Origin of the sequence: Desulfuromonas acetoxidans DSM 684 (assembly GCF_000167355.1) — a bacterium.
GTDB classification, from domain to species: Bacteria; Desulfobacterota; Desulfuromonadia; order Desulfuromonadales; family Desulfuromonadaceae; genus Desulfuromonas; species Desulfuromonas acetoxidans.
Genome location: NZ_AAEW02000006.1, coordinates 16,334 through 29,472 on the forward strand (window position 1 = coordinate 16,334; position 13,139 = coordinate 29,472).

Consider the following 13,139-nt stretch of genomic DNA (forward strand, 5'->3'; position numbering starts at 1 on the left):
TTAATCTCCTTGTTATTTACTGGGTTGGTGAGAAACTTCATTGTGGTGTTCGGTGGATTCCGCAAGATTTCTGGATTTCCACACGTACCAGATCACGGGGTAAACAAGCAGTTCCATGATTGCCGAGGTCGTCACTCCGGCGACCATGGGCGCGGCAATCCGTTTCATAATTTCCGAACCGGTGCCGTGGCTCCACATGATCGGTGCCAGCCCGAGAATGACGGTGCCGACCGTCATGACTTTGGGGCGAATGCGCTTCACGGCCCCATCGAAAATCGCCAATTTCAGATCATGACGGTTCACCAGCCGTCCTTCGTTCCGCCACTGATCTTCCGCCATCGACAAATAGAGCATCATGATGACACCGGTTTCAGCATCGAGACCTGCCAGGGCGATGAGTCCGACCCACACAGCGACCGACAGGTTGTAATCGAGCGCATAGAGGCACCAGAACGCGCCGACCAGTGAAAACGGCATGGCCAGAAAAACAATGGCGGTCTTCATCGGGCAGCGGGTGCTGGCATAAATGAGAATAAAGATCACCACCAGAGTCAGCGGCACGATCATCAGCAACCGTGACCGGGTCTGCTGCATATATTCAAACTGCCCGCTCCACACCAGACTGACACCTGCCGGTAACGGGACCTGCGCAGCCACCGCCTGATGGGCACGCTGCACATAGCCACCGACATCATCGGTGTTGAGATCCACATAGACCCACAGGGTTTTGCGGGCATTTTCACTCTTGATGGCTGCCGGGCCCGATTTCACCGACACCTGGGCCACCTCTTTGAGCGGCACCGAGCGCCCGGATGGCGCGGCAAGGCGCACCTGATCCAACGCGTCAAGATCACTACGGTAATCACGGGCATAGCGCACATTCACCGGATAACGCTCGGCCCCTTCAACCGTGTGGGTCACGGTCATGCCACCAATGGCGGTTTGGATCACATCCTGAACCGCCCCGACGGTCAGGCCATGGCGAGCGGCAGCAAGCCGATCAATGTCAATATCCACATAGCGTCCGCCCATCACCCGTTCAGCATAAACACTCAGCGTATTAGGGAGTTGACCGACGACGGCTTCAAGCTGTTGTCCCACCTGATTGAGGGTTTCCAGATCAGTGCCCTGAACCTTGATCCCCACCGGGGTTTTGATGCCGGTGGACAGCATATCGATGCGGGTCCGGATCGGCATGGTCCAGGCATTGGTCAAACCGGGGAACTGGATGGCCTGATTCAACAAAGTGACCAGTTCCTTACGGGTAATGGGACGCTGATCCGGCCACAGGGTGCGTAAGGGGTGTTGCAGGGCTTGCGGCCAATCGCTGTAAAAACGCTCGACAGTAATCCGTCGCCAATAGCGCTGGTCTTTCAATTGAATGGTTGTCTCCAGCATGGATAACGGGGCCGGATCGGTGGCGGTTTCCGCCCGACCGGCCTTGCCGAACACATTGGCCACTTCTGGAAATGAGGCGATGATTTTGTCGGTCTGCTGTAACAGCTCTCGCGCTTTGTTCGTGGAAATGCCCGGCAGAGTGGTCGGCATATAGAGCAGATCACCCTCATCGAGCGGCGGCATAAACTCCGACCCCAGATGAGACAATGGATAGAGCGACGACAACACCAGCACCAGTGTGACCAGCAACGTGGTTTTGCGCCAGCGCAGCACCAGAGCCACCAAAGGATGGTAGAGACGCATCAACAGCCGATTGATGGGATTGGCCTGCTCCGGGCGGATGCGTCCGCGGACAAACCACACCATCAACGCCGGCACCAGGGTCACGGCCAGCACCGCGGCAGCGGCCATGGCATAGGTCTTGGTATAGGCCAGCGGTTTGAACAGGCGTCCAGCCTGATCGGTCAGAGTAAAAATCGGCAGGAACGACAGGGTGATCACCGCCAGGGAGAAAAACAGGGTCGGTCCCACCTCCTGGGCGGCACGCAAAATCACCTGCTGGTGGGGTTCGTCACCACTGGGATGCTCCAAGTGTTTATGGGCATTTTCGATCATGATGATCGACGCATCGACCATGGCGCCGATGGCAATGGCTATGCCGCCCAGACTCATGATATTGGCGTTAATCCCCTGCCCGTTCATGATCAAGAACGCCATGAGAATCGCCACCGGCAGTGTCAGCACCACCACACCGGCACTGGGCAGGTGAAACAAAAACAGGACGATCACTAATGCCACCACCACGCACTCTTCAATCAGTTTGGTGCTGAGGTGATCAATGGCCCGCTCAATCAGAGCGGAGCGGTCATAAACCGGGTGAATGGTTACCCCCTCGGGCAAACCGGCCTGTAATTCTGTGAGGCGCTGTTTGACGCGCTCAATAGTCGCCAGGGCATTCTCACCGGAACGCATGACAATGATGCCGCCGACGGTTTCCCCATCACCATTGGATTCGGCCACGCCACGGCGCAACTCCGGTCCGATCTGAATCCGCGCCACATCGCCAAGCAGGACGTAGCGACCACCCACTTCACGCAGTGGAATCGCTTCGAGATCAGCCACGGAGCGGATATAGCCGAGACCGCGCACCATGAACTCAGTTTCGCCCATCTCAAGCAGGCGGGCACCGACATCCTCATTGCTCGCGGCAATGGCTCGGCGCACCTCAGCCAGAGTCAGGCCGTAGCCACGCAGCCGGTTGGGATCGATCCGTACCTGATATTGTTTGACATAGCCTCCGATGCTCGCCACCTCGGAAACCCCTTCGACGGCAGTCAGCTCATAGCGCAGAAACCAATCCTGAATGGAGCGCAATTGCTGCAAGTCATGCTGATCACTGGTCACTTCATACTGGTAGACCCAGCCGACACCGCTGGCATCCGGCCCCAGACTGGGAACCACGCCGTCCGGCAGTTGACCGGCAGCGGTGTTAAGGGATTCGAGCACGCGCGCCCTGGCCCAGTAAAGGTCGGTGCCGTCCTCAAAAATCACGTAGACAAACGAACTGCCGAAAAACGAATAGCCACGCACCGTCTTGGCCTGGGGAACAGACAGTAGACGCGTGGTCAACGGATAGGTCACCTGATCTTCCACCACTTGGGGGGCTTGCCCGGCGTAATCGCTATAGACAATCACCTGCACGTCGGACAAGTCGGGAATGGCGTCCACCGGCGTTGCGCGCAACACGTAAACACCGGCCATCACCAGCACCAGAGTGATCAGCACCACGAGGAAACGATGACGCACGGAGGCAGCAATCAGTGCTTTGAGCATGACTCTCTCCTTTCATCAAAGTGGTGTACGACGCTCACTCGCATCAAAACAACGCCTCCAGATCAGCGGATGGTTCAGGCGCTGTTTCTTCAGCGTTATCCATGGTCATTTTGCGCAAAGCCTCACGCAGTTGCGTCTCGGAATCAAGCAGGAACTGGGCGGAGACAACAACCTTTTCCCCATCAAATAAACCCTGCTGAACGGCGACGCGGCCCTGATCATCACGCGGACCCAATCGAACCGGACGCGGTTCAAACGTGCCGCCCGGACGGGCGATAAACACCAGCTGCCGCTCGCCACTGTCCACCACGGCATCGGCAGGAATCAGCAGGGCATCGTTTTGCGGCGGCAAGGTGATCACCACATCGACAAAGCGTTGCGGCTCCAAAGAGCCATCGGCATTATTCAGCACAATCCGCGCCTGCACGGTCTGGGTCAGCGTATCAACATACGGATACAGATAATCGATTCGGCCACTGTAGCCCCGTGTGGGGCGGCTATCGCCCGGGATGGCAACCGTCACCGGCAAGCCTTCACTGACGCGCGCGCGATCCTGTTCATAAATCTCCGCCTGCACCCACACCTGGCTGAAATCGCTGAGTTCAAGCAGCGTCTGCCCGGCCTTGACGGCTTCTCCTTCGCGAACATTCTTCATCGTCACCACACCGTTGTGCGGCGCATACAGGGTCATGGTTTTACGCACCTCATCGCGTTTTAACAGCGCATCAATCTGCGCCGTGGTGATGTCCCAACGCTGCAGGCGAATACGCGCTGACTCAAACAGGCGATCTGCCGACTCACGTAATGCGCTGTCGGCTTTGGGGTCCAGGTTGTGACGATAACGGGCAGCGAGAAGCAATTCCTGCTGGGCAGACACCAGTTGCGGACTATACAGCTCCAGCAACGGTTGACCGGCTTTGACCTGCTGGCCGGTGACATTGACAAACAGCCGTTCCACCCACCCGGCAATTTTGCTGTTAATGTTGTATTGGCCTTGCTCATCAATATGCACCCGGCCGATGGTACGCAAGGTGGCACTCAACGTGCCACGCTCCACCGTGGCCGTGCGGATGCCCATATTTTGAACCATCACCGGATCAATATGGATCACCGAACCATAGGTGGCATGGCCTTCATAAACCGGCACCAGCGGCACACCGGCTGGCGAAAGCCCCTCATCGTGACGAACAAAGGTCGGATCCTCGGGATCAACCCAGTATTTGATGGTGGCCGCTGGCGTTTCAGCGGTTTGCCCTTGCGAAGACTGAATCAAAGGAGTCAACTCCATCGCGCAAATGGGGCACAGTCCCGGTTCATCACGGATCACCTGCGGATGCATACCGCAGGTCCACTGCTGGTGCTGTTCCGTTTCATCGTGCTGATGGACGGCCTGTTTTCCAGAGGAATGTCGCGTCTCGGTCAAAACAAAAACAGCAGCAAAGGCGGCAATCATGGCCACACCGATAAACCAGACAGTTCGCTTCATCACATCTCCTTTTTGGTTAACGGTAATGAGGACACCATGTCATCACCCGCCAGCTCTACCAGGGTTGCCAAGGCCACTTGATGATCACGCCGTACAGCATCGTAGTCCTGTAAGCGTTTGCGCCAGGATTCGAGACTTTTCAAGACATCGGTGAAACTTTCCAGATCGTTTTCATAGGCGCTAAGACGGGAACGATAATGCAACTGCGCCTGGGCCAGAATGCCCGCCCGGTACAGTGACTCGCGTTGTTGTGTGCTACGTAATTGCGTGCGTAACGCGAAGACCTCCTGATCCATCTGCTCCTGATATTCCTGCCAACGGTTAACGGCACCACGCTGTTGCGACTGGGCCGCAGCAATCTGTTCTCGTTGCTTATCCTGAAAAACCGGCAAATTTAAACGCAGCTCCGCGCCGATAAAGTCAGTGCCGTCATCCATGGCCGTAGCCTGACGCTGACGATAACTGAGGCCAACGGTAAAATCAGGGTAGCGGTCTAATTCAGCAAGAGTGTGTTGGTGTTCGGCACGACGAATCTCTGCCTGATATTGGCGAGCACGCGGACTGGTGACACGCGCTTGGCGACCAACCTGTTGCCACCAGTCGTTGTTGTTTTCCAGAGCGGTCAAAGGAAGTGTTTCCGGCAGCATCACACTATATTCTGCGGGACGGCTACGTAGTCGATTTAGCAAGGCGAGTTGTTCACGTTGCTGTTGTTGGAGCAGAATCAGCTGTTCACGCAGACGAGAAGCGGTCAGTTGTGCTTCGACGACTCCGGCCTGAGATTCAAGACCGGAACGGTAGCGGCTTTCACCCAACGCAATCAGGTAATCCAGTTCAACTAATTCGTCTTCAATCCGCTGCCGGGAACGATCGACATACCACAACGCATAATAGATCTTACGTCCTTGAGCTACGCTTCGTGTAATCAGGTCCTGATAACGGGCCTTGGCTGAATTGGCCTGTGCCTGAGCAGCCAGGCCACGCTGTTCACGCTTTCCCGGAAAGGGAATCGGCTGAAACAACCGAATCTCATTGCCGGTCATGGCACTTTCATCGCTACGCAAACTGTCAACGGGATAGTTGCTCAGGGCAATAGACAGTTGCGGATCGTCGAGTGAACGCGCAGGAACCACCTGGTGCTGCAGAGATTGCCAATCGTCGAACACACTACGAACGGATGGATTGCGCTGGCGGATATCCTGGCTGATGATCTGCGGAACGCCTAGAGCATCAAGCGCGCCAGCCCAGCAGTTGCTGCCCAAGACATAAAAACCCAGCAAAACAACAACACATGACACGATCCGATTTTTTGGCAACGCTAGTTTCTTCATGCCAAAAACAAACTACAGAAAGCATGCCATACTATTTTTATCAATAATTTTAGCTGGTTGGAGAAAAATAAAAGGTGGACGTAGAGATGAAGTGTAGATTATTCTACACCCAAGTAAACAATAGTCCACACTTCGCAGTGGGGGGATATAACAAACGAAGCCTGTTCTCATTTCTGAATGTCGAGGCAAAACTCCAAAAGCGTATAACTCACCATTTAACAACTCTTCTCGACACAATTTACCTGTTTCAAACATTTACTCAGTTGACAGCCACTCGTTGTTCATGTTCTTTATGAGCTATGAAAAGACTCATAATACTTCTTATGGCTATAGCCTTTTGTTCCGTTACCACACTCCCCACTCAGCTTGCAGCACAAACAGATGCCAGCCTGGGAGATGCGGATGAGCAAAACCCGGAATCATTTGAAAAAAAAGAGGATCAGCCTGAGCGCGAAAAAAAAGGCAACATCCTCAATATTATCCTCGACAAAACACCTGCAATGTCGACAGAACGCGGCACTCTGGTCATTGACGCTTACATTGACAGCAACAGCAACAGCTTGTGGGATGCGGAAGAACCCGACCTCAAAGGGGAAATTGTCTGCACCATTGATGACCTCGACTATCCAGTTCCGGCGTTTATCCCCGGCCTCGACTACAATGCCCGCTACAAAATCAGCTGTCAGGGTGCAGGGCATTACCAACCAACCGCCTCACAAAAAAATGTGCTGATCGCCCGGCGTGGCCAAATCATCAAAATGACCATCCCCTGCCGTAAAACATCCTCGGCGGAATAACACACTCAGACTCCCTATTGACAAATTTCGCACCGTTTTGGTGGTGCTAAATTTTTTATTGCGTAAAATCAGCACCATGACTACAATTGTTAGCACTCAAGGCAAGAGAGTGCTAACAGAATTAACACCAATCAAAGAGAGGATTGAAGAGCATGTCAAATCTCCCCTTGGTTATTGACGGTTTTGATCATTATATGGCTCAGATCAGCCAGTTTGAACCTCTGGACCGTGAGACCGAGTATGAGCTGGCTAATCGCTACCGCAAAAACAACGATCTCGATGCTGCCCACAAACTGGTGTGTGCCAACCTGCGTTTTGTTGTCAAAATCGCTTATGAATACCAGGCCTACGGCCTGAAAATGATCGACCTGGTTCAGGAAGGCAATATCGGTCTGATGAAGGCCATTAAAAAATTTGACCCGGATCGCAATATCCGCCTGATCAGCTATGCCGTGTGGTGGATACGCGCCTATATTCACAACTACATCATCAACGCTTGGTCCCTGGTCAAAATCGGCACAACTCAGGCCCGAAAAAAGCTATTTTTCAAGCTCAAACAAACGCGCGATGCCCTGCAAAAAATGGGAAATGATGCGGACCATGCCGAGATCGCTCGACAACTCAATGTGTCCACGGATGAAGTGGCCGAGATGAGTGTCCGGCTGGGGGGCCGGGACAGTTCACTCGATGGTCAACTCACGCCGGACAGCACGACCAGCCATCTTGACACTCTGGTTGACCACGACAAAGACCAGGAACAACGGCTCATTGAGCTCGAGCACGAAAGTCTGACCACTCATCGAGTCCAGCAGGCTCTTTCACATCTGAACGAGAGGGAACAGCACATCGTACACAGTCGCATCCTGCAGGACGATAAAGCCACGTTACAAGACCTTGCCGACCAGTACGGGATCAGTAAGGAAAGGGTTCGCCAACTGGAAAAGCGCGCTCTTGAAAAGCTCAAAAACCTGCTGATTGAACAAGGAGTCGACGCGGCATAATTTAAGCTGATGTGAAGATTAATGCTTGAGTCGTCGCTGGGGTTGATTTACTATTTACTACTTACCTATTCATGCGCTTTATCAAACGTTTAAAAGGACATCTTCATGCAACGTACTCTTATTCTTCTTCTGACCCTTCTGGCCCTGGCGGCCTGTTCATCCAATAAATCTGCAACTCAGACGGCTTCACCTGCGACCAGTGAAGCTATGCGTGAGCTGCAAAAGGGTGAAATTGCCATGGAGAAAGAGCATTACCTTGCAGCCATTGAACACTGGCAAAAAGTTCGCGACAGCTTCACCTCACCCGAGTTGACAGCCCTTGCAGAACTGAAGATTGGCGATGCCTATTACGCTCAAGAAGACTATATCTCTGCCGTTGCTTCGTACGAAGACTTTCTCAAGAAGCATCCAGGGCACACACAGACAGCATCGGTGATGTATCGTTTAGGCAAATCACACTTTGCCCAACTCCTCAGCGCTGACCGCGACCAGACCGCAACACGAAACGCGTTGGCAACATTTGAACAACTGCTGAAAAACTATCCGGACAGCATCGATCCCCAGGAGCTGAACAGCTACATTGAGCAGTGCCATAACCGCTTGGCAGCCAATGAAGCTTATATCGGTCGTTTCTACTTGAAAACAAAGCGCTACACGGCTGCAATCAGCCGCCTGGAAAATATCACCAACACCTACCCGAACTATCCCAACCTGACTGGTGTCCTCTTTGACCTGGCTCGTGCCCAGAAATTCGACGGCAAATCGGATCAGGCATTAGCAACCTTAAGCCTTCTTCAACAGCGCCCTGTTGATGAAGACCTGCAAGAAGAGATCAACGAGTTTCGCGAAGATCACAATATCTAAAGCACCTGACAACCGGTAACAATACGATCAAAAAGCCTTCTTTGTTGAAGGCTTTTTTGCTTTCATAACCTCCTTGCCAGCGACCTCCTTATTAAAGAGGGCCTCTCTCCTTAAGATTTTCACCCTGCAAAAACTCTTTCCAGAACTGACTACACAATCCACCAAAAAACCAGCTCTAAGACTAGAAATAACACAGCGTTATCCAACAGTTACACAGCACCCGTATACACATAAACTACCAATATGTATACAGTTTTGCGTTGAACGGGATTATAGGCGCAACAAACAGAGTATTAGAAAGCCAACGTCTACAGAACTCTATAAAACAGATTATTTTTACTATTAATAAAAAAATATAAAAATATCCAAACAGAGACTTTTTTTGTTTATTCTCAAATAGTTAGACCAACAAAAACCCCTGGCAGGCCATCAATAAATATTTATTTTAGGTAAATATTCGGAAAACCGCAAATCTCAATTTATGCTACATTTCGTTTGACTTAATTATTCACATATATTATACATTCCGATCATAACATGGTTTTAGCATCGCATTTTCTACCCTATTTGGTCCCCCTCGGGAACCCGCCCAAAAAATGCGACCCGCCAAAACCATCTTCAATTCTTATTTTATTTGGGACGATTTACTTCACACACGTTAAGGAGGAAGCACCATGTCTGAATTCGGAACGCTCGACAGTCGCGTACACCGTAAGGCGCTGCTCGACAAAGTAGTTTCTGCAGAAGAATGCATCCAGTTCTTCAAAAGCGGTATGGATCTTGGTTGGTCTGGTTTTACCCCGGCTGGTTACCCCAAAGCGGTACCCATCGCCCTGGCCGATCACGTTGAGAAGAACAACCTGCAAGGTCAATTGAAGTTCAACCTGTTCATCGGTGCCTCTGTTGGTGCTGAAACTGAGGATCGTTGGGCATCACTGGACATGATTGATCGCCGCTGGCCCTACCAGACCGGCAAAAATATTGCTAAAGGGATCAACGAAGGTCGCATCCGTATGGGTGACAAGCACCTTTCGCTGTTTGCCCAAGATCTGGGTTACGGCTTCTACACTCCAAAGATCGACATTGCCATCATTGAAGTTTCCGAAATCCTTGCTGATGGCTCTCTTGTTCCGACATCTTCCTGTGGTGTTATCGGTGAGATTCTGATGATTGCTGACAAGATCATCGTTGAGGTCAACACGGGACAACCCTCTTTCCGCGGCATGCACGACTGCATCATCCCCCAAACTCCACCGAATCGCCAGCCGTTCCTGATCACTAAAGCCAGTGATCGTATCGGCACCGAATCATTCCCTTGCGATCCGGACAAGATCATCGCCGTTGTTGAGTCCAAAAATCGCGACAAAGGTCGTGCTTTTGCCGATGCTGACGAGACATCTGAAGCGATTGCCGGTCACATCATGCAATTCTTTGCAGACGAAGTGAAAGCTGGGCGTCTGCCTGAAAACCTGCTGCCCCTACAATCCGGTGTTGGTTCCATTGCTAACGCGGTTGTCGGCGGCCTAGCTAAAGGTCCTTTCAAGAATTTGACTGTATATACCGAGGTACTTCAGGATACTATGCTCGACCTGTTCGACTCCGGTAAGCTGGATGCAGCATCCTCCTGCTCCCTGTCTCTGTCCGAAACGCCGGGCTTTCCCCGCTTCTTCGACAACTGGGACAAGTATGCGGACAAAATCACTCTGCGTCCCCTGTCAATCGCCAATGCCCCTGAGCCGATCCGTCGTCTCGGTTGTATCGCCATGAACACACCTGTCGAGTTTGATATGTACGCCCACGCTAACTCCACTCTGGTTGGCGGCACCCGCATGATCAATGGTCTCGGCGGCTCCGGTGACTTCCTGCGCAACGGCTACCTGAAGATCATGCACTCCCCTTCAGTGCGCCCGAGCAAAACGGATCCGACCGGCATCACTTGCGTGGTTCCCAAGGCACCTCACATTGACCACACCGAGCACGACCTCGATGTACTGGTTACCGAGCAAGGCCTGGCTGACCTGCGTGGCCTGGCACCGAAAGATCGTGCCCAAACCATCATCGACAAGTGTGTACATCCGGAGTACAAGCCAATTATTCAAGAATACTTCGACATGGCCAAGAAAGAGTGCTTGGGCAAAAGCGTTGGACACGAGCCACAACTGTTCGACCGCTGCTTCAAAATGCAACAGAACCTTGCTCAAAACGGCACGATGAAAATCAAGAACTGGGATATCAAAGTCGACCTGTGCGAATAGCACTCCCGGTTTGAGCCAACTCAAAAGCCCCACCGATATCCGGTGGGGCTTTTTTACTTCTGCTTGAAGCTATATTCCAACCAGCAACCAGTAACGCTCCCCTCCTAACACTGGCTGCCATTTTCTGAGCACAAGAAAACAACTCCAGCCCTTCACATATCGCCATTGCACACGACAAAGAACGGGTCTCAAACCTCACATAGAACGACACTACGACTCTTGACGGTTTTACCGGCAATACCAGTCCGGCAATACCACAAGTCCATTTTAGGCCTATTCATTCCATAAAGAATGTAGAAAGAATCCATCTATAGGGGGGGGGCATTTCAACGAAACAAGCCAAAAACACGACCTACGTCGTGCTCACAAAATTAAGGACTTGAAAACCTGTCTTTGATTTTTTTGTCCATCCACGAACTCCGCAGATTGCTTTTCAACAATCTGATAAACGAACCTCTCAGAAATCCAGCGACACGCACCATCCACCTTTGATCAGAAGTCAACATGGGGTTATACCCCGTTTCTACGGACGGTTTGAAAACAACTGAAACTCCATATCACGTCTAGCAATCCTTTTCCTCATTCGTGGATTATGGAAGCGTTCAATATAGTTGAATAGATCCGCTTTGGCGGCATCCATTGTCGGATATCTCATCCGATTTGTGCGTTCTCGCTTGAGAACACCAAAGAATCCCTCGCAGGCTGCGTTATCTCCACAATGACCAACAGCACTCATGGAGCAAACCAGGGCGTTCTCCTTCAAGAATCTTTGGTAGTCCGTGCTGCGAAATTGACTGCCGCGATCCGAATGCAAAATCACATGGTTACTTTCTTGACGTTGCCACACGGCCATTTCAACGGCACGGATCACCATCTGCCGGTCTTGGCGATGGTGCATTGACCAGCCAACGACCAACTTGCTGAACAGATCGATGACAACACACAGATAAAGTTTTCCTTCGCCGGTCTTGAGTTCTGTGATGTCTGTGACCCATTTTTGTTCTGGTTCCAATGCCTTAAAATCACGCTGCAACTGATTCTGAACATCGGCAGGGACTACAACTGGTGTGTGATATCGACCTCGTTTTTTCTTTCGCGGCCAGCCTTGAAGTCCGGCTGAAGCCATTAAACGAGCAATGCGATTTTTACTTGCAGTCTCTCCGGTTTCCCGAAGGTCTTCATGCATACGCGGAACACCAATGGCACCGTTGCTGTCTTCATGGATTTCACGAATGCGCTTCAGTAGACGCTCGTTGTCAATCTGTCGTGTGCTGGGGGATCTTTTCTCCCAGTCATAATAACCACTGTGAGAAACTTTGAGGCAACGACACATCAAGCGAATAGGAAATTCATTGCGACAACGTTGAACCGCCTGATACTTCAGGACGACTCCCTGGCAAAGAACGTTGCCGCTTCGCGTAAAAAATCCCGTTCCTTTTTTACCCGGGCTAATTCACGTTTAAGAGCTGCAACCTCATCATCTCTGGGATTTCCAGTCCCGCCAAAGGCATGGCGGCCCTCTGCCTCAGCCTCTCGCTTCCACCGTGAAAGCAGGTTGGCATTGATACCGAGTTCTCTTGCAACCTGAGCGCAACTGACATTAGGCTGGCAAGCCTGTTCTACTGCCCCACGTTTAAATTCCTGACTGAATTTTCTTCTCTTAGACATAAACACTCCTTTAGCCCACTATAGGCTTTTTTGAAGTGTCCGTAAATTCGGGGTAGAACCCATGCTGAACCAACCACGAATCATCATTTGCCCCCCCCCTATCAAGCCACCCAATATCGCCCTTACTATTTCAACAACCAGCCCGTGAACAAAACTGCCTTTTTTAATATTACTAAAAAAGCGCAGATTATTTTCACTGCCATTTATCTGCCCAATAACGTTAATTTAAAACAAACACCCTTTAGAACAGGCCAATCATCAAAACCAAGGAAAGAATAAAACACCATATCTGTTAGCATCACACATTAAAGCAGTGCCTACAACCATCAGCGCAAAAAGGCTGTTAAAATATGAGAGATAGTTTAAGCTCGTAAAAGCATTTAAATACAGCTATTTACACAGCTTAAAAACGCACTCCCAAGCCAATTATTCACATCTGCGCCCTTTTTTTACTAAAACATATTGTATACTTTTTCCCTTGACTAAAAAAACACCTCATACTATAC

Annotated in this window: 7 protein-coding genes and 1 pseudogene; 4 read left to right on the top strand and 4 right to left on the bottom strand. The window is 51.3% G+C overall.

All coding sequences use genetic code 11. From position 1 onward, the window contains the following. Positions 1-12: 12 nt before the first annotated feature. Genes DACE_RS05775 through DACE_RS05785 form a run of 3 tightly spaced genes read right to left on the bottom strand, consistent with a single transcriptional unit; the run spans position 13 to position 6,015 of the window. A complete protein-coding gene (locus DACE_RS05775) occupies positions 13-3,231 on the bottom strand; it encodes an efflux RND transporter permease subunit (protein WP_005999213.1) in 3,219 nt (1,072 codons plus the stop codon). A gap of 43 nt (positions 3,232-3,274) precedes the next feature. Continuing rightward, positions 3,275-4,717 (bottom strand): efflux RND transporter periplasmic adaptor subunit, encoded by a 1,443-nt coding sequence (locus DACE_RS05780; protein WP_005999215.1) that lies wholly within the window; start codon positions 4,715-4,717, stop codon positions 3,275-3,277. Beyond that, positions 4,717-6,015, bottom strand: a complete 1,299-nt coding sequence (locus DACE_RS05785; RefSeq protein WP_162013590.1) for a TolC family protein — start codon at positions 6,013-6,015, stop codon at positions 4,717-4,719. The genes DACE_RS05780 and DACE_RS05785 overlap by 1 nt, the downstream gene beginning before the upstream one ends. Positions 6,016-6,371: 356 nt before the next feature. Between DACE_RS05785 and DACE_RS05790 the strand changes: the two genes are divergently transcribed. From DACE_RS05790 to DACE_RS05805, 4 genes are all read left to right on the top strand, one after another. Continuing rightward, on the top strand, positions 6,372-6,845 hold the full coding sequence (locus tag DACE_RS05790; RefSeq protein ID WP_040366378.1) for a hypothetical protein: 474 nt from the start codon (positions 6,372-6,374) through the stop codon (positions 6,843-6,845). 152 nt (positions 6,846-6,997) lie between these two features. Further along, on the top strand, positions 6,998-7,846 hold the full coding sequence (rpoH, locus tag DACE_RS05795; RefSeq protein ID WP_005999221.1) for an RNA polymerase sigma factor RpoH: 849 nt from the start codon (positions 6,998-7,000) through the stop codon (positions 7,844-7,846). Between the two features lie 105 nt (positions 7,847-7,951). Further along, positions 7,952-8,710, top strand: coding sequence for an outer membrane protein assembly factor BamD (gene bamD, locus DACE_RS05800; RefSeq protein ID WP_005999223.1), 759 nt, complete (start codon positions 7,952-7,954; stop codon positions 8,708-8,710). Positions 8,711-9,384: 674 nt separating this feature from the next. Then, a complete protein-coding gene (locus DACE_RS05805; RefSeq protein WP_005999225.1) occupies positions 9,385-10,965 on the top strand; it encodes an acetyl-CoA hydrolase/transferase C-terminal domain-containing protein in 1,581 nt (526 codons plus the stop codon). Between the two features lie 515 nt (positions 10,966-11,480). Here the strand turns inward: DACE_RS05805 and DACE_RS05810 are convergent. Beyond that, positions 11,481-12,633: pseudogene (locus DACE_RS05810) on the bottom strand (IS3 family transposase); the annotation flags it as partial. Between the last annotated feature and the right edge of the window lie 506 nt (positions 12,634-13,139).